The sequence below is a fragment of the Fructilactobacillus cliffordii genome, assembly GCF_024029355.1.
GTDB classification, from domain to species: Bacteria; Bacillota; Bacilli; order Lactobacillales; family Lactobacillaceae; genus Fructilactobacillus; species Fructilactobacillus cliffordii.
On record NZ_CP097117.1, the window covers coordinates 1,164,005 to 1,189,953 of the forward strand.

A 25,949-nucleotide genomic window follows, 5' to 3' on the forward strand; every position below is an offset into this window, starting at 1 on the left:
AACTTTTAATTTGATTAGGATTCTTTAATTTTAATCAGGTTTCCGGCTGGATCATTAATCAACAGCGAATGTTCCTGATGCTTAGTCAGTTGCCGATCAAGGGAACCAGCAACGATATCAATAAAGTAGTTGGCGAAGTGCGCTTCAATCGTTGCTAAAGAATCCTTTACGAGGATGCTTAGGGTCGTAGAACCAACGGTTGGGTTGGCCGGTTGTAGGCCGGTAGCAGTTGGTAACTGACATACCAACGTCTGCTTCCCTAACTGAAACAAAAGCTTGGTTTCAGTTTCGGCTAGCACCGGCAGATCTAGAACTTCGTGATAAAAACCACGGGCAGCTTCTAGGTCATCAACCGTGATTACCACTTGATCGACGTCTTTTACGCGCAAAGATTTCAACTCCTTTCAAAAAGATACGTACCAGTATAACATTAATATTGATTGACTCCAAATCCAGCTAGATGATATTGTAGTAGTTATGGATTAAAACACGGAATATGAGGGAGATTAATGGCACTTTTAGAAGTATCTAATTTGAGTATGAGTTTTGCGGATAAGCAACTATATTCAAACGCCAACTTTCAGTTAAATAAAGGAGAACACATGGGAGTGGTCGGCCAAAACGGAGTGGGAAAATCCACGCTGATTAAGATTTTGACTGGCAAAGAACTCCCGGTGACTGGTTCCGTTCAGTGGCAAAAGGGAACCAAGATTGGGTATCTCGACCAGTACGTGGACATTCCCAAGGGGATGACCTTGATTGATTTTCTGCACACGGCCTTTGCTGACTTATACGAGATGAACGATCGGATGATTGAACTGTACACGAAGTACGCAGAAACCATGGATGACAGTTTAATGGAGAAAGCAACCCGTTTGTCCGGACAATTAGACGCCCAAGGTTTTTACGAAGTGGAAACTAAGATTGAACAGGTGATTAGCGGGCTGGGACTAGATGATATCGGCCGTGACCACGAAATTGCTGAGATGAGTGGGGGTCAACGCTCGAAGATTATTTTGGCCAAGTTGATTCTGGAACATCCGGATGTATTATTGCTGGATGAACCGACGAACTACTTGGATACAGCTCACATTAAATGGCTCGAGGATTACCTAAATTCATTTGACGGCGCCGCGCTCATCATTTCTCACGATTATGATTTCTTAGAACCAGTCACGAACTGCATCATTAACCTGGCGTTTGGCAAGATTACTAAGTACCGGGGCGACTTCAAGTCAGCGATGCGGCAACGGGCTGAAAAGGAAAAGACCCAACAACGCGAATACGAGAAGCAGCAGGTTGAGATTGACAAGGCTAAGAAGTTCATTCAAAAGAACAAGGCCGGGAGTCGGTCAACGATGGCGAAGTCCCGGGAAAAGATGTTGGATCGGATGGACGTCATTGAACCACCAAAGAGTAACATTAAGGCCGAGTTTGCGTTTCCGTATGCTGAAACGGGATCACAAAATGCGCTGGTCGTGAACCAACTCTCAGTCGGGTACGAGCAACCATTGTTGGCTCCAGTGACTTTCTCAGTTGATACGGACCAAAAGGTGGTTTTACAGGGATTTAACGGGGTCGGGAAGTCAACTTTGATTAAGAGCATTTTGGGTCTAATCCCAGCATTAGACGGAGAAGCAGACTTTTCGCCATCAGCTAAGGTTAGTTACTTTAGCCAAGATTTAGTTTGGGATGATCCGGACTTAAAACCGATGCAATTGATTCAAAACAAGTACCCGAAATTGACCCAAAAGGAAATTCGGACCAAGTTAGCGCAAGCAGGGTTAGACGCTGCGAACGCCTTTAAACCGATTGGAACGTTATCCGGGGGTGAACAGGTCAAGGTTAAATTGGCTTTGCTGGAATTTGAACCCAGCAACTTCTTGATTCTAGACGAACCATCCAATCACTTGGATGACGAAACCAAGGAATCACTGAAACAGGCGATTAAGCGCTTCCCAGGCAATGCCATTGTGGTGAGTCATGAGGAGAGTTTTGCTGAGGGTCTGGCCGACAAAGTAATTGATGTAGAAAAACTTAGTTTAAGCTAAACCGAATAAATGGAAAAGCGAACCCACAAATAGTTCGCTTTTTTTTAGAACTGGTTTCGCTTCAAGTTGCATTCTGGGGAAGAATTCGGTAACATAGTACCAATTTAAGCAAATTCTGAACTGAGGAGGAATAAAATGTTAACTCGAGCTGAGATTCAAAGATTCCCCAAAGCCGAACTTCATTGCCACCTAGATGGTTCGATTCGCCCTCATACTCTGCGCCAGATTGCCCGAAGCCAGGGAATGGCGGTGGATTCCAACCTCATGGAACTGACCCGCAAAATGGTGGCGCCCAAAAAGTGTGAGAACTTAGAGGAGTACCTAGAGATCTTTGATTTTGTCTTGCCCTTTTTACAAACCGTTCCAGCCTTACAACGCGCTGCTTATGACGTGATGGAACAGGCTCATCAAGATGGCGTAGTGTATTTGGAACTGCGGTTTGCCCCCGTCCTTTCGACCCAGGGACAACTGACGATTCCGGAAACGGTGCAAGCCGTGGCCGCCGGAATGGACGAAGCCTACCGGACCTATGGCATCAGAGGTAATCTGATTGTGTGCGGAATGCGAACGGAAGATGGCACCGCCGTGCACCACGATTTTCAATCTCTTGAGGAAGTTCAAGACCAAGTGGCGGGGATTGACCTCGCGGGTCCCGAAGTAGACGGGTTTGTCCCGGAATATGAACAGGACCTGCAAGAAGCCGTGGCCGACTTAGACGTGCAACTGACCTTACATGCCGGCGAATGTGGCTGTGCTCACAATGTGGTCGAAGCGATTCAAGCGGGGAGCCAACGGATTGGGCACGGGATTGCCGCTAACGGAGATGCTGAAGCCGAACGCCTGTTAAAGGAACGTCAGATCTGCATCGAAGGGTGTCCCACCAGTAACTGTCAAACTGGATCATTGGAACGCATCGAGGATTATCCGTTACAACGGTGGTTAAGCCAGGGGCAAGCGTTGTGCATTAACACTGACAACCGGACCGTTTCTGACACCACGTTAACTGAGGAATACTTCCAACTAGCACACCACGACGGCTTGACCAAGGACCAATTGAGATTGTGTAACCAAAACGCCGTGCGGAATTCCTTTGCTGATGAAGTCACCAAAGCATCGTTATTACAGGAAATTACCAACTTTGAAGTAGAATAATTTTTCATTCGTGCAATTTTGATTGCATAGTAAAAAGCCTAGCAAATTTACTTCTGCTAGGCTTTTTAGTGTGGAACGTTAAATTAAAATTGGTTATTTTCCACGTCACGAATAAAACTAGCTAAGTGATCGTAGTAAACGGGGGCGTTGTCAATCATGTGGTGGTGTCCACCGTTGGGAGTGGAAGCAAAGCGGGCGTTTGGAATCATCTGCGCCATCCGTTTTCCAGTTTCTAACGGCATGGTTTCGTGTTCCCCAAAGGTAACCAAGGTTGGAACTTTAATGTCCTGTAAGTGGTCCGTGAAGTTCCAATCCTTCAATTTTCCGGTAATCACGAATTCATTGTCACCTTGAAAGGCGTTGTAAAGCGGGACGCTCATTGTGTCTACAAGGTGGGCGATGGCAGGCGGCTGTTTCCGATCTACGTATTGCTCGTTTAATCGAGTTACCAGTGCCTGGTAACGGTCGTTATCGTAGTTGTTTTCTGCTTCACACTTTTGCATGTAAGCTAATTCATCGGGGGTTAAGGCTTCCTTACGAATTTGGGCCAGATGGTCGGTGTAGTCGCTAATCCGATCCACCATCGAAGAAATGATAGCACCCTTCAGGTGGTCACCGTACTTAGCAGCATACAGTTGCACGAGGGCACCACCCCAGGACTGACCAATCAGGTAGAAGTTGTCGAGACCGAGTTTTTGCCGCACTTCTTCTACTTCGTCGACGTAGTATTCGTATGTTTCAATGTTATTTGCTACCGCTGGATCGTCCCAGTCAGGGGTGTCTGAGTACCACGAGCCTAGTTGGTCGTACATGTGGACTTGGACGTTTAAGCCCTGTTTCTGTAATTGTTGGGCTGTATCTTCCCAGTATTCGTGGGTTCCACCGGGGCCACCGTGGAGAGCGAGCAAATGAATGTCGCCGGTTCCTTGAGTGTTGGTCCATAAGTGATAGCCGTTCTCAAGGGTAATGATTTTTGTTCCTGTTTTCATCTTTTCCACCTACTTAATTAGTTTAACTGTATGATACCACGATTAGAGCTGGGATCCACACCGAGCAGTTTCTCGGAGTATCCAAACGCGCTTAAAGTGTGTAAGATGGTAATTAGATTGAAAGTAAAAGAGCAAAGTTGAGGTAAGAATGGAATATTTAGGAAGCATTTGGATTGTACTAGTGGCTGCGTTGTCATTTGGTTACGGAGCCAGTCGGATTGGACTCCCCAGCGTGGTCGGACAGATTATTGCCGGAATCATCATTGGACCGGCGTTACTGAACTGGGTTAAGTTGAACGAAATCCTGTCGGTTAGTGCCGACCTCGGGATTATTTTACTGATGTTTTTAGCCGGATTGGAATGTGACTTCAATCAAGTTAAAAAATACTTGAAATCCGCCACGGGGATTGCCATCTGTGGGGTAGTATTACCGATGTTGGTCTTCTTTGGATTAGGGATGCTGCTTAAGCAGGGGATGGTCGAAGCGTTGTTCTGGGGTGTGATTTTTTCAGCGACCTCCGTTTCGATTAGTGTGGCCGTGTTGCAGGAATATGGTAAGTTACAATCGGTTGCTGGAGCTGTGATTCTGGGAGCCGCGGTGGTGGATGACATCATCTCGATCGTGTTGCTGAGCTTGTTTACTAGTTTCTTTACGGGTAGCGGCAGCATTGCCATGGTGATTGGACTTCAAATCCTTTACCTGATTTTCCTCTTCGTGATGGTGAAATGGGTGGTTCCTGAAATCATTAAAATTGGGATGTACTTTCACGATGATATTGCGTTGGCCATCATTGGAATCGTGTTGTGCTTTTCCTTAGCCGAATTGGCCGAGGTCTGCCATCTAAGTTCAGTGTTAGGAGCGTTCTTTGCCGGAATCGCCGTTGGCTTTACGCCAGCTCGGGACACAATTGAACACAGTACCAACATCATCGGCTATGCCTTGCTAATTCCAATCTTTTTTGTATCCGTGGGGTTAGAATTAAAGTTGGTCACTAGTTGGAACGGATTCTTGATTGTGATCTTATTGACAGTCGTGGCTCTGTTAACCAAGTGGGTCGGGTGTGGTCTCGGGGCGCGGGCCTTTGGATTTAACTGGAAGGATAGTAACGTGATCGGAGCTGGAATGGTTTCACGGGGTGAAATGGCTCTGATTGTGGCGCAGGTCGGACTTAGCAGTCACCTATTATCCAACCACCTGTACTCGGAAATTATTTTCGTAATCATCTTAACCACCATTTTGTCACCAATTATGTTAAAGTGGGGGCTTAAAAAATAAATTAGAAACCGGGAGGAATTGTGATGAAATCACGCCAACCACAGCAGCATTACATCATCGTACTAACTGGTCCGGCGGGAGCCGGGAAGACGACCGTGCAAAATTATTTAGCGACGGAGTATGGCATTCCCAAGATTATCACGCACACTACCAGACTGCCCCGGGCGCACGAACAAGCAGGGGTTCATTACTACTTTGAAACACCAGAGAGTTTTAACCAGTTGGACCTCTTGGAATCCGTGCAATATGCTGGTCATCAGTATGGGTCATCGAAAGAGGCGCTCGACCGGGCGTGGCAACAAAATCCATTGGCTTCCATCGTACTTGATACCAAGGGAGCCTTGACATATCGGCAACGGCTCGGCGAACAAGCCGTAATTATTTACCTGGCCGTGCCGGAAACGGCGGAGTTACACCGGCGAATGTTAAAACGGGGCGATTCCCCGGCTGCCGTGCAAGCACGGCTACATAGCGCTGAAACCCAGCGCGATCTGGAGTTGCCGGCAGAGCTGAAAGACGAGGGGATATATCTGCCCAACCGAGAATGGAAACAGACCACCGCGCAACTCCAACAAATTATTGAAAAATTAAACAACGGTTAAGCAATTTTTAAATGCGCTTTGCGATACTAGATTGTAAAGGAGCTGAAGTTATGAATCGCATTCCACCATTTATCACGCCATTCGCGATTTTCGCCATTTGCTTGGCGTTAGGCGCAACGAATGTGGTGACGAACAAGGTGACCCACACCCAGGAAGGGGCGAAGGTTACCAACCAAAAGACCACTGATGGTAATCAGAGTAATTCGAACAAGCAGAATCAGTCGAATGACACTACCAAAACGGATCAGAATAACACTGACAACACCACGAATAATGATAATCAGAAGACTGATCAAAAACAAAATAATACCGATCAGACGGATAACAAGCAAAATGATGATACCAAGAATAATTCGGAAACGAACAACGATACCACTAAGCAGAATCAAGCTAATACCACGAACGACACCCAAAAGAATGAATCGGGCACAAGTGGCTCTAATTCTGATAACAAACAAAGTTCAGGGAGTACGGGTAGCCCCACTTCTGATCAACCAACAAGTTCGTCCTCAACTAGCAACAATCAGAGCCAGGAAGGGGGTAATTAAGCATGTTTAGCTTTTTAGATGTGATTAATTCGTGGCTGGGTTACATCAACATTGAACCGAAAACCAAGGGTCGGATTTATGACGTCCTGTCGTTTTTAGGGGAACTCTACATGGCTTATATTACCTACCGGTTCTTAGCAAATGGTTTTTGGGCGCGCGGGTTACTCCTTCTAGTGGTGACGGTCGTGTTGGCCTACTTCTTGTACCTGAACACGATTTATTACTTTACTAATCGGACCTCTAAGATTGACGTAACTCCTTGGATTTACAAGATCTTGCACATTAAACCACAGCCGCAGACACAAGGCCCTAAGGTTCGCAACATCCCGGCGAATGGGATTTACGATAAGCGTAAAACGATGCCCGGTAAGTTAACTAGTAACGCACCAGAACAACAGTTTATTAACCAATTAGCTGCTGAGTTGTTACAACAAGGCCTGCTGAAAGATAACTATGAAGGTTTAAGCGATTGGGAGTTGAAGCAACGCTTGCAACACGAACCACGGGTGGATGCCATTGGTCAGGGAACCCTCTTACCGTACTTTGCCATGAAGGCCGAAAACGGTCACCACGTGGTGTATGCAGGACTCAACGAAGCCCATGCGCAACCAGTTGGAACTGTGACTCAAGTTGGGTTGCAGAGCATTGACCAAGTCGACGCTAATCACGTCCAAATCTTTTTAGCCGCGGCGTACTTAACCGGCGGAAAATTTAAGCAGTTAGGGCGACGGGGTGTTCTGGAACAGTCAGCTGATTATCAAATTGAACTAGAGATTGCCTCGAAGGCCACCAATTAAGCAAAGACCACTCTCAAATTGGGTGGTTTTTTTTGCGTTGGAAGCGCTTAAATCATCTATAATAGAGAAAAGAAGATGAGGAGGACAACGTTATGACAAAGTGTGTGTTAGGAATTGACTTGGGAACCAGTGCGGTGAAAGTCTCCGCCGTCGACCGGACCGGAAACATTATTGCTCAAGAGTCATTTGACTATCCACTAAGTCAACCCCAATCAGGTTACAGTGAACAAAATCCCAACGACTGGGTAATGTCTACCACGGTCGCCATTGTCCGTTTGATTTTGGATGATCACATTGACCCCAATGACATTGCCGGGGTCAGCTACTCGGGGCAAATGCACGGCTTAGTGCTTCTGGACCAGGATTACCACGTCCTGCGACCCGCCATTTTGTGGAACGATACCCGGACCACGGCGGAACGCGAGGAAATTGAACGAATCATGGGCGACGAGTTCGTCCGGATTACGGGAAACCGACCGCTCGAAGGCTTCACGTTACCAAAACTCTTGTGGGTAAAAAAGCACGAACCAGAACTGTGGCAGCAAACAGCCGTCTTTTTAACGCCAAAGGACTACGTGCGTTACCGGATGACGGGGCAACTGGGGATTGATTATTCCGATGCAACCGGAACCACGTTGTTAGACATCCATACGAACGAATGGAGTACGGAGATTTGTGACCGGTTGGGCATTCCAGAGAACATTCTTTCCCCCTTGCTACATTCTGATGACCAAACGGGGACGATTACCGCTGAATACGCGGAATTCTCGGGATTGAGTCAAGCAACCAAGGTCTTTGCTGGCGGAGCCGATAATGCCTGTGGTGCCCTTGGAGCTGGAATTCTCCGTCCTGAAGTAGTGCTTTCTAGCATTGGGACTTCCGGAGTGATCTTGAAGTATGAAGATCAACCAACGGATGCCTACCATGGGCACGTCCAAATGGAAGACCACGTGGTTAACGATGCCTACTACTCGATGGGGGTAACGCTCGCGGCTGGTTATTCTTTGAGTTGGTTTAAAAAGACCTTTGGATCAGACGTTACCTTTGACCAGATGGTGGCAGGAGCAGCAGAATCGGGGATTGGTGCCAAGGGACTACTCTTTACGCCGTACATCGTCGGGGAACGGACTCCATACGCGGATGCAAACGTACGGGGCAGTTTCATTGGGGTCGATGCCACCCAAAACCGGGGCGACTTTACTCGTGCTGTGATTGAAGGAGTCACCTTTAGCTTCCGGGACTTGCTCGAAATTTACCGGCAAGCCGGCGCTCAGTTCCAACAAGTAGTGGCCATTGGTGGGGGAGCAAAGAATCCACTCTGGTTACAGATTCAGGCAGACGTCTTTAACGTGCCCGTGCAAAAACTGGCCAACGAACAGGGACCCGGCTTGGGGGCAGCCATGATTGCCGCGGTCGGACTTGGTTGGTATCCTGATTACCAAGCCTGTTCGGATCAGTTTGTGCACGTCGACAAGGTTTATCAACCAATTCCAGCGAACGTCGAACGTTACAACCAGATTTACCAGCTGTATCACGAAGTTTACCCACAAACAAAGTCATTAACCCACGCACTGCAAGCCTTAAAATAAACTAACTAAAAAAGCCGTTCAGAATTAATTTTCTGAGCGGTTTTTTGCGTAAATGCTAATTTAATTTTGCCATTTCTTCTCGAACCTTGGCACTATCGTCCGTATCGGTGGAGAAGATGATCTTATCACCTAACCGCAGGATGGTATCCCCAGTTGGTTGAATGATTTGGTTGCCCCGGAAAATCCGGTTAACGGTAATGCCTTCGTCAAACGGCAGGTCTTTAATCCGCGTCCCGACAAACTTCCGGTTTTGCAGGTTAACTTCGTGCAGTTCAATGCTGTTGGATTTAATCATGTTGAAAGTTGATGGCACTTCGATCATTTCCCGCAGCATGGCGATGTTAATGGCAAAAGTGTTGTAAACTTCCACCCCGAGATCAGTGAGTTCCTTTTCGTGTTTGTTCAAAACATTGCGATCTTCAAAGCGGGCAATGACTCGTTTGACCCCATACTGCTTGGCAGCCTTGGCCAACTTGTAGTTAGTTTCAGAATCAAAGTAAGCAAAGACGGCGATGTCACAGTCGAAGTCTTCTTGGTCAATCAACTGTTGAATGTCCAAGCTCGGCAGGAGGTGAACGTTGGCTTCACTGTTGAAGGCTTTAAAGTTCTTTTCCTTATCCGTGTAGACATTGACGTCGTACCAGCTTTTCTCCAACTGTTGGGCAACGGGCATGGTGGTGATGTTGACTCCAAAGATATTGACCTTTAACTTGTGGTAAATATCAGCCTTCGGATTGAAGAAGTGGTTGAACGCCAGGGGTCCGATCAAACAGGTGATGATGGCGGCTAGCAGGAATGCTCCGGATTGTTGACTGGTTAGGACCTTCAAGTTGTTGGCTACGCTCAAGATGGCTAGCACCATGGTTAAGGTGGTCATTGGTAGTGCCATCCCAGCAATCGAGTTTTGGCGGTTAAAGCGAAGTCGAAAGATGGGGTAGAGCCCCATCTTGGCAATTAAGTAGCCCAATAAAATCAAGGGAATTAACAAGAGCGCCTTGGGATCCCCCAGGATTTTTTTAAGGTCGAGACCAACTCCACTCATAATGAAGAAGATGGGAATGAAGAACCCGTACCCAATGGAATCTAGTTTGTCCTTGGTTGATTCAGAGGGTTTCAAGAGTTTGTAAACCATTCCACCGACAAAGGCCCCCAGGACGGCTTCGGAACCAACCGTCACGGCCACCACGGAGAGCAGGGCAATGATGAAGAAGGCCAGCCGGATGTCGATTTGTGTAGTTGATTTATTGATTTTATCGAAGTAATCAAAGAAATTGTGGAACCGCATCAAAATCAAGGCGGCGACTGCAAAGAGAATTAAAATTAGCCACAGTGATTTGGAATCAGACCCAAAGATGGAAGCATAAATGGTTAAGCCAAAGACTGGCACGATTTCTCCGAGCGCCGAGATTAGCAGAATAGTCTGTCCAAAGGGAGTACTGAGCGCGCTGCGTTCCTTGAGGGCCGCCAGCACGATTCCTAACGAAATGGTCATAAACAGAATGGAAGCGAGCCAGACGTCGCTGAACATTCCGGTCACTTTGGTTAGGTAACCAAGGGCAAAGGAAAGGACCACAATCGTCAAGTATCCGTAGATGGAGAGCCGGACCGGTGAATACTTGGAAACCTGTTGCCGGGCCTTTTGCTCTAGTTGACTGGGATTTTTGTTCTTCGGTCGAAAGAGATCAAAGTCGATTTCGATTCCACTCAGAAACAGCAGAATAATTACCCCAATGCTCGACAGGGACGATAAAATAGCGTCGTGCGGATTAATCCAGTTCAAAAGACTGGGACCAAGAATAATTCCGACCAGGATTTCTACGACGGACGTCGGTAACGCAGAAATCTTGAAGCGGCTGAGCAGCAAGGGAATTAACAGGGCCGCCAGTAAGATAATCACTAAGGACAGTTGGTTCATAAGTTCCTCCGTTTGGTTGTGAAATTAAAAGATTCACAGTTAGTTATAGAAGATTTTACCTGATTTGTCTATGAGAATGTTAAGAAAAAATAAAAAGCGGCTTGCTCCGCTCCAAAACGGGAGCAGCAAACCGCTTTTTAAAGCCTTAGATTTAAAGGTTTACTTCTTTATCAGATTTTCCGGTGGTTAACAGGGATAAGCTAGCGTCCATGGCGAATTGAACCATGTTCTTAACGGCGACCTTCGTGTAGAAGGCGATGTGCGGCGTAATTAAAACGTTATCGCGTTTCATCAAGTCCTTAAGCCGAGCGTCTGGAATCTTATCAAAGCTACCGAAGTTTGTGTTAAAGATGCCCACTTCGTCTTCGTAAACGTCCAGCGCAGCCCCGGCAATCTTACCGCTGTCTAAACCACGAATTAAAGCATCGGTATCGATTAAGGAACCCCGAGCGGCGTTGATAATCCGGATGCCGGGCTTCATTTGACCGATGGTTTCATCGTTAATCATGTGGTCATTTTCCTTTAGAGCCGGAGCATGGAGCGTCAAAATGTCGGAGTTTGCGTATAACTCTGCTGGCGTATCGACGTAAATGCCTTCCTTTTGTAGTTCAGGGTTGGGAAATGGATCGTAAGCAATGACCTTAGCACCAAATCCCTTCACAATCTTAACCACTTCGCGACCAATCCGACCAGTGGCGTAAACCCCGACCGTTTGTTGATTCATTTCTTCGGCAATGTCTGGAGCCCAAGTTAAGTCCCCATGCCGCATTTTATCTTCAAATTTTTTTGTATTTCTGAGGAGCCGCATCATTTCAGTCACAGCTAGTTCAGCAATTGCAGATGGAGAATAAGCCGGAACGTTAGTAACGTGAATGTCATTGGCCTTGGCAGCGTCAGCATCGACGTTATCAACTCCCACGTTTCGTAAGGAGAGGGCGTGGATGCCATATTGACCTAATTGGTCTAATACCGCCTTGGTGTAAGGCTTTTGTTGGTAAGCAACGACCCCGTCAAAGCCTTCTGCTTCTTTGACCGTGTCTTCATCGAGGAGCTTGGATTCACTTTTGACCTCAACGTCTGGGTGTTGTGCTTCCCAGTCCTTTAAATATGGTGCTTCATCGTCACGAATTCCGTAAGCAATAATCTTCATGATTAATTTCCTCCTTTGCTTTTACGCCCTCATTATAGCATTTTATCCACTAATAATTTCAAGGATTCGCTTTAGGAATTTTGCGTTGGTAGGCCCAGCCATTTGAGCCAACTTGGGGTAAAGAAACGTTCCAAGTTGTGGGTCAGCACCAAGGTTTCGGGTTGCGGATAATCATGTTTCAAGATGTCACAAACGGTGGCGTAAAAGGCGAAGGCGTGGAAATGGAGCTCTTGGTAATTAAATTGAAAGGTAATTGCGATGATGCCCCGTTCCTGCATCACGCTAATGACGTGGATGATTTGGGTAGTAAAATACTGGGTGGCAATCTCTGCGAGCTGGTCGTAGTGAGAACCATCGGTCCGAAAGAGGAGTAGTTGTTTCAGCTTTGAATTTTCATAGAGGACGCTTATGACTTGATCGAGGTTTAAAACGGTTTCCTGCCACGCGGAAGCGGCATTTTGCCACGTAAGTTGGTCTAAACCGTGTTGCAGTTGGTGTTCGTAATCAGTCGTGAGTTGTTTGAACAATGGTTCAATTAGCTCATCCAGTAGTTCGGCTTTAGAATTAAAGTATTGATAAAAGGCACCGGTAGTGCGGTGGGCTTTGCGACAAATTTCTCTAAGGGTCGTTTGTTCGTAGCCATGCTCTAAAAAGGCCGCTAAGCCCGCGTGTAACAGTAGATCATGAGTAGATTGTTTAGTCATCATGGGAAAGCTCCTAGCCAAATGGTTGCGATTATTTAGATAACAGTGTTATATTATTAAACGAAATTAAAATGATGGTATTTAATCCATTGATAATGCTAGTTATATTATAGGGGGAAAACGGGGAAATGGCAAAATTACGACGAGTTGCACTAGTTTTGATAACACTGTTGTGTACGGTGGGACTAGCTGCTTGTAGTACGAGTAAAAAGCAAACACAGCAACAGACTCATCCCAAGCAAATCAAGGTAGTCGCTTCCACCAACATTTACGGGCAGATGGCCCAAGCCGTGGTAGGAAAACATGGTCAGGTGAAATCATTAGTAAATAGTGGGGTAGATCCGCATGACTTTAACCCCAGCACGCAGGATGCCAATCAGATTAGTGACGCCAACATTATCATTCAAAACGGAATCGGTTACGATGATTGGATGAACAAGCTAGATCAAAATGCCAGCGATGCAGCGGTCAAGCTGAACGTTGGTAAGTTGATGAACAAAAAGGATGGAGACAATGAACACCTGTGGTACGATCCGCAAACCGCACCAAAAGTCGTTAACCAGTTGGTCAAAGAAGCCAGCAAATTGCAACCGAACCACAAACAAGAATTTACGAAGAACGGACAGAACTACATTAATCGCCTGCAAAAGGTGAACCAGCTAGCAGCTACTAGCCGACAGAACCTCAAAGAGCACCAATTAAATCGGAAGGTCGATGTGAGTGAACCGGTCTTTGATTATGCCCTACAGGCGATGGGTTATGAAGTCAATAACCGGAGCTTTGAAAATGCAACCCAAAAGGAAGTAGATCCTTCCCCTGCTAGCATTAAAGCGATGAAAAAAGATATTACAGACCACCGGATTGCTTTCTTTGTTGATAACACCCAAACCGATAGCAAGACGGTCAGTCAAATGGTGAAGTTAGCTAAGCAACACGACGTGCCGGTAGTGAAGGTAACGGAAACCATTCCGAAGAATCAGAAATACGTGGAGTGGATTACCCAAACGTACCAAGAAGTTTTAAACGTGCAACAACGCGAGTTGCAGGATAAATAAAGAAAATTAACGCTTTATTAGTGGTCGAAATGGATAGAATGTGCTACATTTAAGGCATAAAAAAGGAGGGTTTCATTATGAAAAACGTACTTTTAGGACTTAGTTTAGCTGCCAACGTGGCATTAGGATACGTTGTATTAAAAGACACGGATGCTTTGGAAGATTTAACTGAAAAGTTTGATGAATTAAGTGGTAAGGCTGCTGAAAAATTTGATAGCTTTACTGACGAAGCAGAAGGAAAAGCCAAACAGGTCGAAGGCGCTCTGACGGATGACCCAAAGGCCAAGTTGGAAGGCGACTTCGAAAGTGGCAAAGGCGCTGTGAAAGAAAAAGTTCAAGACGCCAAAGATGCTTTAACTGACTAATCAAAAAGAAGGACGTGCAGCGTTGACTGCCGTCCTTTTTGTGTGGTTTAAATTAGCGTTGGGCGTACCACGATAGGCCCATAATTGATAAAAAGATGAGCACCAATGCGATGACCACCAGTAAATTCCGAATTTTCATTGATAAGGCCTCCCTAATCCTTAGTGTAGCATGTTACTAAAGTTAGATAACTTAGTTGACACTAATTCTGAATCTTGATAGGATGGTTCTCAGACTGTTTAAGAAAAAGTTTATAAATTGCATGAAAAAATGTCTCGACGCCAAACCGACCTGATTTGAAACGGAGACATTTTTCTTTTAGAAAGGTGTTGAATATGGCAAAAGAAGCACAAACGAACCAGGAACAAGATTTAAACCGGGGACTAACTTCGCGGCATGTCCAGATGATTGCCATCGGAGGCGCGATTGGAACTGGACTGTTCTTAGGTTCTGGAGAGGGAATTAAGTCGGCAGGACCGGCTTTAATCCTCGCGTACTTAATTACCGGAATTTTCTCATACCTCATGATGCGAGCGGTCGGAGAATTGTTATTATCCAACCTGAAGTTTCATTCCTTCATCGATTTTGTCCGCCAGTATCTAGGCGAAAAATGGGAGTTTGCAATTGGCTGGGCCTACTGGCTGAGTTGGGCTAGTTTGGCGATGGCCGATTTAACGGCATCCGGGATTTACATGCACTTCTGGTTCCCCCAGCTCCCGCAGTGGATTATGCCGTTAATTGTGGTAACAATCTTAGTGATTTTTAACCTGATCAACGTGGCGTGGTTTGGAGAACTGGAATCAGCATTTTCGAGCATTAAAATTTTTGCCATCCTAGCTCTGATTGTGGCCGGGATTGGGATGATTGCGGTTGGGTTCCACACTCACGGGACGACCGCTTCCTTAGCCAACTTGTTTGACCACGGGGGCTTCTTTGCTACTGGATTCTTGGGCTTTATCATGGCCTTTCCCATCGTAATCTTTGCCTTTACCGGAATTGAAATGGTGGGGTTAACCGCCGGGGAAACCCGCAATCCGCAAAAGGACATCCCGAAAGCGATTAACTCTGTGCCAATGCGAATCGGATTGTTCTACGTCGGTTCCATGGTCGTGATTATGTCGGTCTACCCTTGGAATCAAATTAACCCCAGCCAGTCACCGTTTGTGCAAATCTTCTCGGGATTGGGCATTAGGTATGCAGCTGACATTATCAACTTCGTGGTCTTGACGTCTGCCTTGTCAGCCGCCAATTCTGCCATCTTTTCGACGTCTAGAACCCTGTACATTTTGGGAAAGAACGGCCAAGCCCCGAAGTCATTTAGTAAGCTTTCACGGCACAACGTTCCGTACGTTGGCATTTTATTCTCATCGATTCTCTTCTTAGGGATCGTGCTGTTAAACTACTTCTATCCTAGCAAGATCTTCCTGCTGATTACCGGAGTGGCCACGATGAGTTTTATCTTCGTGTGGATTATCATCATGATCACCCACATTCAATATAAGCGGACAAACGCCAATCCGGCGGACCACTTCAAGATGCCGTGGTTCCCAGGCTCTAGCTACGCTACAATTTTATTTTATCTTGTGGTCTTGGTAGTGCTGTTGGTAAACGGCCAAACCCGGATTTCGGTGGTTGCGACCGTAATCTTCTTTGCAGCTATGATCGTTGGGTACGTCTTGTTTGATCGCAACAAGAAACGGAAACTAAACTAAATTTGAGTCGCAAAAGCGGATAATCTTGAGATTGTTCGCTTTTTTTGTTGCAGTTTGATATTATACGATATATAATATACAACGAAAACAAATAAGAACGAGGTGGACTCATGAACTTTCAACTATTAAAACAAAAAACTTTACGCAACTTTGCCGGGAACTGGGGAGCAGCCATTTTAATCGGGTTACCGTTTGTAATTGTGACCTACTTTACTGCCACGACGGGGATCTTATATGCTATTTTAGGAAGCTTTACCACGGTAGGGATGGTGCTAACCTTCAGCGAATGGTTTGACTTTGAACGAGTTCCAGAATATCCTTTAACGGCTACTTTTCGTAATATGCTTGCGACACCACGGCCGTGGGGACCATTTTTACTCTGCATTGTTGTTGAGATTTATACTTTATTGTGGTCGTTACTACTGATTGTGCCAGGAATCGTGAAAGGATTGGCTTATTCACAAGCACTTTTCATCTACCGGGATCACGTGTTGCGGGGGGAAAATGCTCCAGACATTAACGAGGTCATCACGGAGAGTCGAACCATGATGGATGGTCACAAGTTAGAACTCTTCTGGTTAAATCTATCCTTTATCGGATGGGTAATTTTGTCCTTTCTGACATTTGGAATTGGTTTTTTCTGGCTGGTTCCGTACTACGTGGGGACGATGGTGAACTATCACGAAGCATTAGTTGCAGGTGGAGATGTTATCTAAACCAAGCAAAAAGCCAGTCACTGAGTAAATGTCAGTCACTGGCTTTTCTGTGTCATCAATTAAAGTTGATCAAGCGCCGTTTCAATCGGAGTTTGTCCGCCTTCCATCGTAATTACTTGATGGTCTGTGTGGTGATTCTGCAGACTAGCTGCTAACACGGCTGCCACGTCGGGAATCGGATTGCTAGCGGCGTTGTGAGTTGGATTAAGGGTCACTAAGCCTGTCCCTGGTTCTTCCGTTAACGAACTGGGTTGTAAAATGGTGTAGTTCAAGTTCGTCCGGTGGCTCAAATAGTCGTCAGCCATGAACTTAGCAGCTTGGTAGGCTTGTAAACTAGCGTAGTGTTCGTTGTTAAGCCAACTATCGATGTCTAAAGCGCCAAACGAACTGAGCATAATGTAGCGGTCGACGTGCGCGTTTTCGGCAGCAATCATCGTTTTGATGGCTCCAAAGCTATCGACGTTGACCAAATCGTGGCCCCGCGAGCCAGCGACAAAGTAAATCGCATCAAAGCCGGTTTCCAGATTAGTAAGTTCTGGTAAACCGATGATCCCCAGTTCCAACTTTTCAACCGTTACGTGGTCCAGTGCAGCCAGGGCTTGGGCTGCTTCCTTTTCTGGATGGCCGACGGCAATTGTAATTTCGTTTGCTGGATTCTGGAGCAAGTCGTGCGTTAAGGCGTTTCCCACTCGTCCGGAACCACCAATAATCATAATTTTCATAATAGAACTCTCCTTTTCTGCCATTCTAAAGGGTCATTATAACTACTTAATCGCTTTTTTTCGAATGGTTTGCTTATGAAACCTGGTTGCTTGTGTTTAAGTGGCAGGTCTAGTAATATTAATTACTAAAAGTAAGTAGAAAGGATGGAAACAAGATGCAAAATCGTGTAACAGAGATTTTAGGCACTCGTTATCCCTTGATTCAAGCACCCATGAACTGGCTGACGGATGCGCGATTAGTCGCAGCTGTCACCAATGCGGGCGGATTAGGGACGTTTGGTCCCAATGCGGGACGAGATTCATTAGCACAGAACGGCATGGAAATCATGGAACACCAAATTAAAATGGCCCAGAAACTCACCAACGGACCGATTGCGATGACCTTGGGATTGAATCCACAGGGAGAAGACCAATCGTACGCGCAGCAAGTGTTAGAGCGTTCGTTAGCCCTTGGGATTCGTTATTTTTTGGTGGGTGGTGAACCGGATGAAACCATTTATCACGAGGTCAAGGAGGCGGGCGCCACGTTGATTGCCCGTAGCTATAATCCGACACCCGCTGAAGCCCAACGGCAGGTCGAACTGGGCGCGGACCTAATCGTTGCGACTGGATACGACGAAGGGGGCGTGATTCCGACCCATGGGAACGGGACCTTTACTACGGTGCCACGGATTGCGGATGCCGTTTCGATTCCGGTGTTAGCGGCCGGTGGCATTAACGACGTCCGTGGCGTGCGGGCTGCCATGGCACTGGGAGCTGAAGGGGTCTTTGTCGGCAGTCGCTTTTTAGTGACACAGGAAGCCCGGACGGCCCCGGTTACCAAACAAAAGATTATGGCTAGTACCGCTGAAGATCTGTTGCTGGTGGCACCTAACCAACGTTCACTTCGCAATCGGCGGATGGAAGAACTCGCCAATCAATTTCGGGAGGGGGACCACACGACCTTCCACAAAACACGGGAACTCGGGGGCGTCCGACCAGCCATGTTGCACGGTGAACTGGAAGCCGGTGAAGTTACCGTCAACACTGGTTTGGATTTGATTCAAACGGAACCGACTGTTGCCGAATTAATTAATGATTTAATGCAAGATTTCCATTAAAAAAGGAGCGACCATGGTCGCTCCTTTTTTGTCTGTTATTTAGTTGCTTGACGCGGGCGCATCACCTTGAAGTAGTACACCGGAATTCCGATGGCTACGATGCTCAGGGAAACAAGAACCCCGATGGGATCAGACGTAATTTCAGAAATGATTACAAAGAGGGAACCCAAGATGGCCACAATCGGCGTGAAGGGAAACAGCGGGACGGAGAAGACCCGGACTTGGTTCGGGTTCCGTTTCCGCAGTAAGAAGACACCGACAAAGGCCATCACGTAGAAACAGTACACTGTGAAGATACAAAGTTCAGAAATCCGGTCGGGATTGGTGAAGCAAATCATCAAGCCGGCAATAATTAACGTGGCGATGATGGCAAAGACTGGAGTCCGCGTTTTCGGATTCAGGTAGGACAGCCACTTTGAACCCGGTAATTGCTTTTCTTCGGCCATCGCGTACATAATCCGGGGGAACGTCATGATTTTTCCGTTCATACATCCAATGATGGAGATGATGATTCCGATACTAAGCGCTTTTCCACCCCAAACCCCAAAATCTTGGTTGGCAATGTAAGGAATGGCGGTCGTACCCAGTTCGTGAATCTTAGCGGGACCAATGCTCTTGAGGACCCCGTAGGAAACCAGCAGGTAAATGACCATGACCAGCATGATTCCTAAAGAAATGGCGCGTGGCAGCATCTTCTTTGGATTTTTAATTTCTCCCCCCAGGTTGGCCACTAAAATCCAACCGTCAAAGGCAAACAGAGTGGCCAACATGGCAACTCCAAAACCACCGGCCGTGGTGTGTAAGTCACCCACGCTTTGCGAAAAGGCATCGGCGTGACCAAAGAAGAGTCCAAAAATAATTAAAGCTGCCACTGGGACCAACTTACAGATCGTGGTGATGATGGCAAAAGCACCACCGTACCGGTTGGGGAAGATGTTTAAAATTCCCACCAGGATGATTGAACCTAGTGCAATTGGCAGGGTCCAGAATGATGGCAAGTGGAAGAAGTCCAGGACCAGGATGGCGAGGTACGAACCAAGCGCTGCAATCATGGCTGGTCCGTAGACGATAATCTGCATCCACCCGGACAAAAAGCCCCAGAATTTATTGTAGATGGCTTCCATGTATGCATAGAGACCCCCGGTACTAGGAATCTGGGAGGCAATTTCTGCAATTGTCAGTCCGGCAGCCAAGGTTAGGAGGCCTCCGGCAAGCCAGGCGAAAAGGGCGGCCTTGGCAGAGCCTGCGTCGTTAATGATGGCAGCTTGGCGGACGAAGATTCCGACCCCGATGATGGTCCCCACCACGAGGGCAAGTGCTGACCAGAGGCCTAGCGACCGGTTTAACGAAACATCCGCTTGTGAAGTTTGTTTTTTCATGATGATTCCTCCTTAAAACGGTCGAAACCGAACAAAAAACGCCCCTAACCTAATTGTTAGGGACGTTGTGACGCGCGGTTCCACCCAAATTCTTCCAAATGATTGGAAGCACTTTTAGTTGATTAACGTTCATGAGGCTTAAAGCGGCTAAAGGGCTCGTCTGATCCACTTCCCAGCTCCGTGGATTCTCTGTACAGACGTTTGTTCCAATTTCATCTTTAAGCAATGACATTATTGTATACAGAACCTGAACAGTTGTCAACAATTAATGTTAATTAATTAGCTAATTTCATATTTTTGGAAGCGTTCGGCGGCACTAGCGGGTAAGGAAACCGTTAGTTTGGTGCCGTCAGCTTGATATTCCGTTTGTTGGACGTCGAATTCCTGATTAAAGGTTGAAACGAGATCCCCAGCTTGAAATGGGAAGAGGTAGGTCTTTTGCACGTAGTCAGAAAACAGCTGGGCGCTAATCATGGCTACTAATTCATCAATTGAAGCGGGGTCCAGTGCTGACATAATCAGGTTTTCGCCCGCTCGTTCTGGGAAACGACTGCCGGTCCGATCGGCTTTGTTGAAGGCCGTAATCATCGGTAGGTTGGGCACCCCAATTTCTTGGAGGGTTCGTTGCGTGGTTTCCATCATCAGTTCTTGGTTAGGGTCGGAATAGTCGACTACTTGGACCAAAAGGTCGGCCGTAGCGGCTTCTTTTAACGTGGACTTGAAAGCTTCCACCAGTTGATGGGGGAGTTCACTAACAAAGCCGACCGTATCACTGAGTAGAAGTTGCTTGTTCCCGGGTAATTCGAGTTTCCGGACGCTGGTATCCAAGGTGGCAAATAACATGTCCTTTACAAAGACCTGCTTGTCCTCGTTTTCACCATATCGTTTGACCAGTTCGTTCATAATCGTGGACTTACCGGCGTTGGTGTAACCGACCAGAGCCACGGTTTTGATCCGGTTTTCCTTGCGGCGTTGACTCTGGGTTTCATAGGAACGCCCGAGTTCCTTGAGTTCGTGGCGGACATGGCTAATCTGGTGTTCAATGGTCCGGCGGTTTAATTCAAGCTTGGTTTCTCCGGCTCCCCGGTTAGCTAAGCCACCCCCCGCGGCCTGTTGGTCCAGGCGTTGACTGGCACTGGTACGTAAGCGGGGTAGTTGGTAGCGCAACTTGGCGAGTTGGACCTGCAACTGGGCTTCTTTAGTGTGGGCCCGGTTAGCAAAAATTTCTAGGATGAGGCCGGTCCGGTCGATCACCGTGGCCTTGGTAGCATTTTCAATGTTGCGGATCTGACTGGGACTAAGTTCATCGTTTGCGACAATTGTTTCAGCATCCGTACTGCGCACGAGGTCGGCTAGTTCCTCAATCTTGCCCTTCCCAAAGTAGGTACCAGCGTCTGGATGATCCAGTTTTTGCACGAGGGTGGCAATGCTTTGCATGTGGTTCGCGACCACCAACTGCTCTAACTCATCCATTGAATAGTCAAAGTTGGGGTGATTAACGTTCAGTCCAATCGTAATGACCGGGGTTGGTGTTGGTTCCATTAATTCTCCTTGTGGTTGTAGTAGTCGACGGTAAAGGTTCCATCTTCGTAAATGACCTTGGTGATGCTGCCGTTTAAAATGGAATCCCGAATGTCAATGTCACTAAACTTGCTGACGACACTCTTAATCAGAGTTCCGTGGGCGACAATCAAGATGTTTTGACCGGGTTCGGCTTTGGCAACGATTTCGTCTAGTCCGGGTTGTAAACGAGCCCAGAATTGTTGATCGTTTTCAGCTTCTTCGTAAGGATCGGCAGCGGCAATTAAATCTCGGGTTTTTTCAATTCCAAAGGTTTCAATTAACTCGGGGTAGGAGTAGCAGCCAGTTCGTCCCCCGACAATGCTCCAAGTTTGGCCGGTATCGTTGCCTTCAAAGTAGCCAAAGTTTTCTTCTCGAAGCGCTGGCTTTTGGACGGGTTCGGTGAGCGGTGCCGGATTGGCTTCTAAAATAATATGGGCGGTTCGACTAGCTCGTTTGGTGTCACTACTGTACGCTTGGTCAAAAGTGATCTGACTGAGGGTGTTCGCGGCTGTAACCGCGTCTTGCACTCCTTTATCAGTTAAATCAGAATCAGCCCACCCCTGAATGCGGTGGTAATGATTTAGTTGGGTTTGTCCATGACGAACAAAATACAGGTTGATTCCAGTCATGGGAAATTCCTCCTTCTACGGCATAATTTAGCTTCAGTTTACCATACTTACCGGTTGTTTCATCGTGTTTAGTGGCTAGATATGGTAGAATGGTTCATCGATTAAACTAACGGAGGTGCACGATGGCGACAGAAGACACCAAGATTAAACAAGCAGAACAAGCCCACCTCGACTACGTGCGGGGCAAGATTAAAATTGCAGAAGAAACAACGGCCGAAACGATTACGAAGGCCAAGCAGAGTCAAAAGGATTTAGAGGATCATTTCTATGATGATGTTCGCTTAAAGACCAGTACTTACGAAGGCCAAATGGAAACCGGAGTCTCCGTCCGGCAGCAACAACAAATGTTGGAACAACGGCAAAACCGGTGGCAGTCGGCAACGCGGGACATGGAGACGTTGCAAAAGTTAGACCAAAACGCCTACTTTGCCCGGATTGACCTGAAGGAAGAGGGTGAAGCACAGCCCGAAAAGATTTACATTGGGTTGTCTTCCTTTGTCAATCCGAATGATAGCGACGAGTACCTTATTTACGACTGGCGAGCCCCCATTAGTAGCGTGTACTACGACAGTGGTGTCGGAGAAATGACTTACAATGCACCGAGCGGTCCACAACGGGTGGATGTCACCTTAAAACGCGAGCTCCAGATTAAGAATGGCAAGCTGACCCAGGTTTTTGATACCGACGAAGCGGTTGGCGACCGGGTGTTACTGGAAAACTTACAACACCAGTCAGACACTAAGATGAAGAGCATCGTAACCACGATTCAAAAGGAACAGAACGCGATTATCCGGGACACCAGTTCGGATCTCCTGTTTGTGCAAGGGGTCGCTGGATCCGGGAAAACGGCGGCAGTTCTGCAACGGGTGGCCTACCTGTTGTACCGGTACCGGGGCAATCTAACGCCGGGTCAGGTAATTCTTTTTTCGCCGAACCAACTCTTTAACGACTATATCAACCAGGTGCTGCCTGAATTAGGCGAACAAAACATGGTGCAGATGACCTACTACCAGTTTATGCGGCGACGGGTGCCCCGACTCACGGTGGAGACTTTGGAACAACGTTTTGACGAAAGCTTGACTGACGAAACCCAAAACGTGACGACGTTGAAAAATAGTCTGACCTTGTTTGCAGCCGAAGGGAAGTATGCAGATTCCTTAAACCAAACGGGAGCGGCCTTTCGGAACATCATGTTTCAAGGCAAGGTCTTTATTTCTAAGGAACAAATTAATGAAATTTATTGCAGTTTTAACCCAAATTACCGGCTGCGAAATCGATTAGAGGCTACTAAGGAAAAGCTGCTGCAGATTTTGAAGCAACGGATGGGCATGGAAATGAAGAAACGCTGGGTGGAAGAAGCCGTGGAAGGACTCAGTAGCGAGCAGATTGAGATGCTACACGCCAACGCTGGTCGGCAACGGACGGATGACGATCGTGATGCTCGCTTCTTAGCGCGCCAGGTGGTCAAGGCGGCTTTTGCCAAGGTTCACCAACAGATTAAACGGAATCGGTTCTTTAATATTAACCAGCAGTTCGTTAACTTTTTGCGTCAGGTTCCGGAACTGGTCAACCTGTCCGATTGGCACGTAACGTTGTCCGAATGGCAGACCAGCGTCCGTGCCACGGTGAAACGATTCCAAAATGGCAAAATCAGCATTGCGGACGTTTCCATCTACCTCTACTTGTTTGACCTGGTAACGGGGAAGCGGCCGGACCTCAAGATGCGCTACCTCTTTATTGATGAAGTGCAGGATTACACGCCGTTTCAACTAGCCTACTTGCAGTGGAACTACCCGCGGGCAAAGTTTACGGTCCTGGGGGATTTAAACCAGGCCATCTTTACCCGAGACAGCAGTCAAACGTTGATGGCAGACTTGCGGCAGCTCTTTAATCCCGACAAGATTCGGGTTATCAAGCTATTGAAGTCCTACCGATCAACGGCCCAGATTACGGACTTTACCAAGCAATTAATTCCCGATGGTCAAGACATCGAAGCCTACGCGCGTCAGGGTGAGATACCGGTGCTTGCCATAACTAAGAACCACGAGCAAGCGGTCCAGAGATTAGTCCAAACGATTACTACCAATCAAAAGGCTGAAGAAACCACCGCGGTGATTGGCAAGACGCTCGCTGAATGTCGCCAAATTGCTGCTGATTTAAAGGACCGTGGGGTCTCCGCGACGCTGATTCAAACGGAAAATCAACGTCTGGCGAAGGGGGTTGTGATTGTTCCAGCCTACCTCGCCAAGGGGCTTGAATTTGATGCCGTGGTGATGTGGGACGGTTCCAAGGATAGCTATCCGACAGATCAGGATGACAAGCTGGTTTACACCATTTGTACCCGGGCCATGCACCGCTTGGAAATCATCTCCATCGGCGAGCCGTCACCCCTCTTTGCAGCGGTGAACCCGACCGATTACCAATTGGTAAAGGAGTAAGCAATGGAAAACTTTGACGCGTATGATAAGGCCACCTGGGCCCAGTTCTACCCGACCACGCTGCAACCGATTGACGCGACGACGCTAGACCAGTTAAAGGCCTTTAACGACCAAATTTCGATTACGGACGTGCAACAGGTTTACATGCCCCTGATTCAATTACTGCGAGGGGCCTTTGACTCCTATCACCAGTGGCAGCAGCGCAAGAGTGACTTTTTGCACCAGACTTCCCAGACGATTCCATTTATCATCGGGATTTCCGGGAGTGTCGCAGTGGGAAAGTCGACCACGGCGCGCGTGCTGCAGTACCTGTTGACCCATCTACTCCCGAACCGCAAGACCCAGTTAGTGACAACCGATGGATTTTTGTATTCGAACAAAATCCTTACGGAACAAGGGCTTTTAGACCGGAAAGGGTTTCCGGAGAGCTATGACATGGCCCGCTTAATTGACTTCCTGCTCCGGGTCAAGGCGGGGGAACCGATAGTAACAGCTCCAGTTTATTCCCACCAGACCTACGACATCGTTCCGGATCAAGTGACGCGAATTGAACGCCCTGATTTTTTGATTATTGAAGGGATTAATACGTTGCAAATTCCCGCTGAGGAACATCTCTACGTCAGTGACTTTACTGATTTTTCGATTTACATTGACGCGGACCCGGGTTTGATTGAAAGTTGGTACCTAACCCGGTTTCAAAAGTTACTGCGGACGGCTTTTACCGATCCGGAGAACTATTTTTACCGTTACACAAAGTATTCAGAGGATGAGGCGCTGGCGATTGCCAAACAAACGTGGCGCGAGATTAATCTCCCGAACCTTAACGAGTACATTTTGCCCACCCGGGACCGGGCTAATTTGATTATTCATAAAGGGGCACAGCACATGATTGAGCGCTTGTACCTGCGTAAATACTAACCAAACACCACCTCCATTTTCGGGGTGGTTTTTTTTTGACGGGCAAAATGGTTGCAAAATTTACAGTTGTAGATTAAGATTAACAATGAAATTTACAAATGTAGACGAAACGGGGTGACTAGATGGCAACGGAAACGAACCAAATTGACATTACACCGGCCGAGTGGAAGGTGATGCGGTTAATCTGGTCGTTGGGTTCGAGTTCGACAACGGATATCATTACGGAGTTTCAACGGCAATCGGATTGGAAGACGTCAACGATTAAGACCTTATTACGACGGTTGTGCGACAAAAATTTGTTAACCACCACTAAAGACGGGCGGCAATTTATGTACCATCCGCAGGTAAGCGAGCAACTAGCGATGAACGAGACGGCGGAAGCACTGTTTACTCAATTGTGTGAGATGCACAAAGGCCAGGTGCTGCTAGATCTCGTCCAAAAGTCAGAAATCAGTCGGGGAGATATTCAGGCGTTGCAAGCTGCTTTAGCGAAGAAGTTGCTAACGGCCCCTGAAGAAGTTGATTGTAATTGTTTACCAGATCGAATGGCAAACTGCCAAGAACATGGAAAGGAGTAAGTT

The 25,949-nt window shown here is 47.2% G+C and carries 24 protein-coding genes; 15 read left to right on the forward strand and 9 right to left on the reverse strand.

Annotated features, from left to right (window positions below; all coding sequences use genetic code 11):
* Positions 1–14: 14 nt before the first annotated feature.
* Positions 15–389 carry a VOC family protein gene (locus M3M38_RS05715; protein WP_252813872.1) on the reverse strand — a complete coding sequence of 125 codons (375 nt, stop codon included), beginning with the start codon at positions 387–389 and terminating at the stop codon, positions 15–17.
* Between the two features lie 120 nt (positions 390–509).
* On the opposite strand from M3M38_RS05715, the gene M3M38_RS05720 reads away from it, so the two are divergent.
* Together M3M38_RS05720 and add are read left to right on the forward strand one after the other, a co-directional pair.
* Positions 510–2,051 (forward strand): ABC-F family ATP-binding cassette domain-containing protein, encoded by a 1,542-nt coding sequence (locus tag M3M38_RS05720; RefSeq protein ID WP_252813873.1) that lies wholly within the window; start codon positions 510–512, stop codon positions 2,049–2,051.
* Positions 2,052–2,186: 135 nt separating this feature from the next.
* Positions 2,187–3,203, forward strand: a complete 1,017-nt coding sequence (add, locus tag M3M38_RS05725) for an adenosine deaminase (protein WP_252813874.1) — start codon at positions 2,187–2,189, stop codon at positions 3,201–3,203.
* A gap of 83 nt (positions 3,204–3,286) precedes the next feature.
* Here the strand turns inward: add and M3M38_RS05730 are convergent, their stop codons facing one another.
* On the reverse strand, positions 3,287–4,192 hold the full coding sequence (locus M3M38_RS05730; RefSeq protein ID WP_252766799.1) for a proline iminopeptidase-family hydrolase: 906 nt from the start codon (positions 4,190–4,192) through the stop codon (positions 3,287–3,289).
* Positions 4,193–4,340: 148 nt separating this feature from the next.
* Between M3M38_RS05730 and M3M38_RS05735 the strand changes: the two genes are divergently transcribed.
* The 5 genes from M3M38_RS05735 to xylB all read left to right on the forward strand — a co-directional run bounded on the left by M3M38_RS05735 (position 4,341) and on the right by xylB (position 9,004).
* Positions 4,341–5,468: a cation:proton antiporter gene (locus M3M38_RS05735; RefSeq protein WP_252813875.1), complete on the forward strand. Its 1,128-nt coding sequence runs from the start codon at positions 4,341–4,343 to the stop codon at positions 5,466–5,468.
* Positions 5,469–5,491: 23 nt separating this feature from the next.
* Positions 5,492–6,070, forward strand: a complete 579-nt coding sequence (locus tag M3M38_RS05740) for a guanylate kinase (RefSeq protein ID WP_252813876.1) — start codon at positions 5,492–5,494, stop codon at positions 6,068–6,070.
* Between the two features lie 50 nt (positions 6,071–6,120).
* Complete coding sequence (locus M3M38_RS05745) at positions 6,121–6,618, forward strand: hypothetical protein (protein WP_252813877.1); 498 nt, start codon at positions 6,121–6,123, stop codon at positions 6,616–6,618.
* Positions 6,619–6,620: 2 nt separating this feature from the next.
* Positions 6,621–7,415 carry a DUF6681 family protein gene (locus M3M38_RS05750; protein WP_252813878.1) on the forward strand — a complete coding sequence of 265 codons (795 nt, stop codon included), beginning with the start codon at positions 6,621–6,623 and terminating at the stop codon, positions 7,413–7,415.
* Between the two features lie 92 nt (positions 7,416–7,507).
* A complete protein-coding gene (gene xylB, locus M3M38_RS05755; protein WP_252813879.1) occupies positions 7,508–9,004 on the forward strand; it encodes a xylulokinase in 1,497 nt (498 codons plus the stop codon).
* 55 nt (positions 9,005–9,059) lie between these two features.
* On the opposite strand, the gene M3M38_RS05760 is transcribed toward xylB, so the two are convergent.
* From M3M38_RS05760 to M3M38_RS05770, 3 genes are all read right to left on the reverse strand, one after another.
* Positions 9,060–10,919, reverse strand: coding sequence for a cation:proton antiporter family protein (locus tag M3M38_RS05760; RefSeq protein WP_252813880.1), 1,860 nt, complete (start codon positions 10,917–10,919; stop codon positions 9,060–9,062).
* Positions 10,920–11,070: 151 nt separating this feature from the next.
* Positions 11,071–12,069, reverse strand: a complete 999-nt coding sequence (locus M3M38_RS05765) for a D-2-hydroxyacid dehydrogenase (protein ID WP_252813881.1) — start codon at positions 12,067–12,069, stop codon at positions 11,071–11,073.
* 71 nt (positions 12,070–12,140) lie between these two features.
* Complete coding sequence (locus tag M3M38_RS05770) at positions 12,141–12,776, reverse strand: TetR/AcrR family transcriptional regulator (protein WP_252813882.1); 636 nt, start codon at positions 12,774–12,776, stop codon at positions 12,141–12,143.
* A 125-nt stretch (positions 12,777–12,901) separates the two neighbouring features.
* Here M3M38_RS05770 and M3M38_RS05775 point away from each other — a divergent pair, with 125 nt between their 5' ends.
* From M3M38_RS05775 to M3M38_RS05790, 4 genes are all read left to right on the forward strand, one after another.
* On the forward strand, positions 12,902–13,828 hold the full coding sequence (locus M3M38_RS05775; protein WP_252813883.1) for a metal ABC transporter solute-binding protein, Zn/Mn family: 927 nt from the start codon (positions 12,902–12,904) through the stop codon (positions 13,826–13,828).
* A gap of 77 nt (positions 13,829–13,905) precedes the next feature.
* Entirely contained in the window at positions 13,906–14,193 is a 288-nt protein-coding gene (locus M3M38_RS05780; protein ID WP_252813884.1) for a CsbD family protein, read from the forward strand.
* Positions 14,194–14,526: 333 nt separating this feature from the next.
* Entirely contained in the window at positions 14,527–15,903 is a 1,377-nt protein-coding gene (locus M3M38_RS05785) for an amino acid permease (RefSeq protein WP_252813885.1), read from the forward strand.
* Between the two features lie 110 nt (positions 15,904–16,013).
* Positions 16,014–16,619 carry a DUF975 family protein gene (locus tag M3M38_RS05790; protein ID WP_252813886.1) on the forward strand — a complete coding sequence of 202 codons (606 nt, stop codon included), beginning with the start codon at positions 16,014–16,016 and terminating at the stop codon, positions 16,617–16,619.
* 59 nt (positions 16,620–16,678) lie between these two features.
* On the opposite strand, the gene M3M38_RS05795 is transcribed toward M3M38_RS05790, so the two are convergent.
* A complete protein-coding gene (locus M3M38_RS05795; protein WP_252813887.1) occupies positions 16,679–17,341 on the reverse strand; it encodes an NAD(P)H-binding protein in 663 nt (220 codons plus the stop codon).
* 155 nt (positions 17,342–17,496) lie between these two features.
* On the opposite strand from M3M38_RS05795, the gene M3M38_RS05800 reads away from it, so the two are divergent.
* Positions 17,497–18,441 (forward strand): NAD(P)H-dependent flavin oxidoreductase, encoded by a 945-nt coding sequence (locus tag M3M38_RS05800; RefSeq protein ID WP_252813888.1) that lies wholly within the window; start codon positions 17,497–17,499, stop codon positions 18,439–18,441.
* A gap of 35 nt (positions 18,442–18,476) precedes the next feature.
* On the opposite strand, the gene M3M38_RS05805 is transcribed toward M3M38_RS05800, so the two are convergent.
* The 3 genes from M3M38_RS05805 to M3M38_RS05815 all read right to left on the reverse strand — a co-directional run bounded on the left by M3M38_RS05805 (position 18,477) and on the right by M3M38_RS05815 (position 22,012).
* The gene (locus M3M38_RS05805; RefSeq protein ID WP_252813889.1) at positions 18,477–19,820 is read right to left on the reverse strand and encodes an APC family permease; all 1,344 of its coding nucleotides are present in this window, start codon (positions 19,818–19,820) and stop codon (positions 18,477–18,479) included.
* 279 nt (positions 19,821–20,099) lie between these two features.
* Positions 20,100–21,362, reverse strand: coding sequence for a GTPase HflX (hflX, locus tag M3M38_RS05810; protein WP_252813890.1), 1,263 nt, complete (start codon positions 21,360–21,362; stop codon positions 20,100–20,102).
* Positions 21,362–22,012 (reverse strand): histidine phosphatase family protein, encoded by a 651-nt coding sequence (locus tag M3M38_RS05815; RefSeq protein ID WP_252813891.1) that lies wholly within the window; start codon positions 22,010–22,012, stop codon positions 21,362–21,364. The genes hflX and M3M38_RS05815 overlap by 1 nt, the downstream gene beginning before the upstream one ends.
* Positions 22,013–22,134: 122 nt before the next feature.
* On the opposite strand from M3M38_RS05815, the gene helD reads away from it, so the two are divergent.
* The 3 genes from helD (at position 22,135) to M3M38_RS05830 (ending at position 25,946) form a co-directional block, all read left to right on the forward strand.
* Positions 22,135–24,450 carry an RNA polymerase recycling motor HelD gene (helD, locus tag M3M38_RS05820; RefSeq protein ID WP_252813892.1) on the forward strand — a complete coding sequence of 772 codons (2,316 nt, stop codon included), beginning with the start codon at positions 22,135–22,137 and terminating at the stop codon, positions 24,448–24,450.
* Between the two features lie 3 nt (positions 24,451–24,453).
* On the forward strand, positions 24,454–25,368 hold the full coding sequence (gene coaA / locus M3M38_RS05825; RefSeq protein ID WP_252813893.1) for a type I pantothenate kinase: 915 nt from the start codon (positions 24,454–24,456) through the stop codon (positions 25,366–25,368).
* Between the two features lie 122 nt (positions 25,369–25,490).
* On the forward strand, positions 25,491–25,946 hold the full coding sequence (locus tag M3M38_RS05830; RefSeq protein ID WP_252813894.1) for a CopY/TcrY family copper transport repressor: 456 nt from the start codon (positions 25,491–25,493) through the stop codon (positions 25,944–25,946).
* Positions 25,947–25,949 lie beyond the last annotated feature (3 nt).

Bases quoted from the DNA above. Each gene is read 5' to 3' on its own strand.
- M3M38_RS05745 (WP_252813877.1), top strand. From the start codon at position 6,121: ATGAATCGCATTCCACCATTTATCACGCCATTCGCGATTTTCGCCATT.
- helD (WP_252813892.1), top strand. From the start codon at position 22,135: ATGGCGACAGAAGACACCAAGATTAAACAAGCAGAACAAGCCCACCTC.
- M3M38_RS05805 (WP_252813889.1), bottom strand. From the start codon at position 19,820: ATGAAAAAACAAACTTCACAAGCGGATGTTTCGTTAAACCGGTCGCTA.
- M3M38_RS05740 (WP_252813876.1), top strand. From the start codon at position 5,492: ATGAAATCACGCCAACCACAGCAGCATTACATCATCGTACTAACTGGT.
- M3M38_RS05765 (WP_252813881.1), bottom strand. From the start codon at position 12,069: ATGAAGATTATTGCTTACGGAATTCGTGACGATGAAGCACCATATTTA.
- hflX (WP_252813890.1), bottom strand. From the start codon at position 21,362: ATGGAACCAACACCAACCCCGGTCATTACGATTGGACTGAACGTTAAT.
- M3M38_RS05785 (WP_252813885.1), top strand. From the start codon at position 14,527: ATGGCAAAAGAAGCACAAACGAACCAGGAACAAGATTTAAACCGGGGA.
- add (WP_252813874.1), top strand. From the start codon at position 2,187: ATGTTAACTCGAGCTGAGATTCAAAGATTCCCCAAAGCCGAACTTCAT.
- M3M38_RS05730 (WP_252766799.1), bottom strand. From the start codon at position 4,192: ATGAAAACAGGAACAAAAATCATTACCCTTGAGAACGGCTATCACTTA.
- M3M38_RS05830 (WP_252813894.1), top strand. From the start codon at position 25,491: ATGGCAACGGAAACGAACCAAATTGACATTACACCGGCCGAGTGGAAG.
- M3M38_RS05790 (WP_252813886.1), top strand. From the start codon at position 16,014: ATGAACTTTCAACTATTAAAACAAAAAACTTTACGCAACTTTGCCGGG.
- M3M38_RS05780 (WP_252813884.1), top strand. From the start codon at position 13,906: ATGAAAAACGTACTTTTAGGACTTAGTTTAGCTGCCAACGTGGCATTA.
- M3M38_RS05800 (WP_252813888.1), top strand. From the start codon at position 17,497: ATGCAAAATCGTGTAACAGAGATTTTAGGCACTCGTTATCCCTTGATT.
- M3M38_RS05815 (WP_252813891.1), bottom strand. From the start codon at position 22,012: ATGACTGGAATCAACCTGTATTTTGTTCGTCATGGACAAACCCAACTA.
- M3M38_RS05735 (WP_252813875.1), top strand. From the start codon at position 4,341: ATGGAATATTTAGGAAGCATTTGGATTGTACTAGTGGCTGCGTTGTCA.
- M3M38_RS05760 (WP_252813880.1), bottom strand. From the start codon at position 10,919: ATGAACCAACTGTCCTTAGTGATTATCTTACTGGCGGCCCTGTTAATT.
- coaA (WP_252813893.1), top strand. From the start codon at position 24,454: ATGGAAAACTTTGACGCGTATGATAAGGCCACCTGGGCCCAGTTCTAC.
- M3M38_RS05775 (WP_252813883.1), top strand. From the start codon at position 12,902: ATGGCAAAATTACGACGAGTTGCACTAGTTTTGATAACACTGTTGTGT.
- M3M38_RS05770 (WP_252813882.1), bottom strand. From the start codon at position 12,776: ATGATGACTAAACAATCTACTCATGATCTACTGTTACACGCGGGCTTA.
- M3M38_RS05795 (WP_252813887.1), bottom strand. From the start codon at position 17,341: ATGAAAATTATGATTATTGGTGGTTCCGGACGAGTGGGAAACGCCTTA.
- M3M38_RS05720 (WP_252813873.1), top strand. From the start codon at position 510: ATGGCACTTTTAGAAGTATCTAATTTGAGTATGAGTTTTGCGGATAAG.
- M3M38_RS05750 (WP_252813878.1), top strand. From the start codon at position 6,621: ATGTTTAGCTTTTTAGATGTGATTAATTCGTGGCTGGGTTACATCAAC.
- xylB (WP_252813879.1), top strand. From the start codon at position 7,508: ATGACAAAGTGTGTGTTAGGAATTGACTTGGGAACCAGTGCGGTGAAA.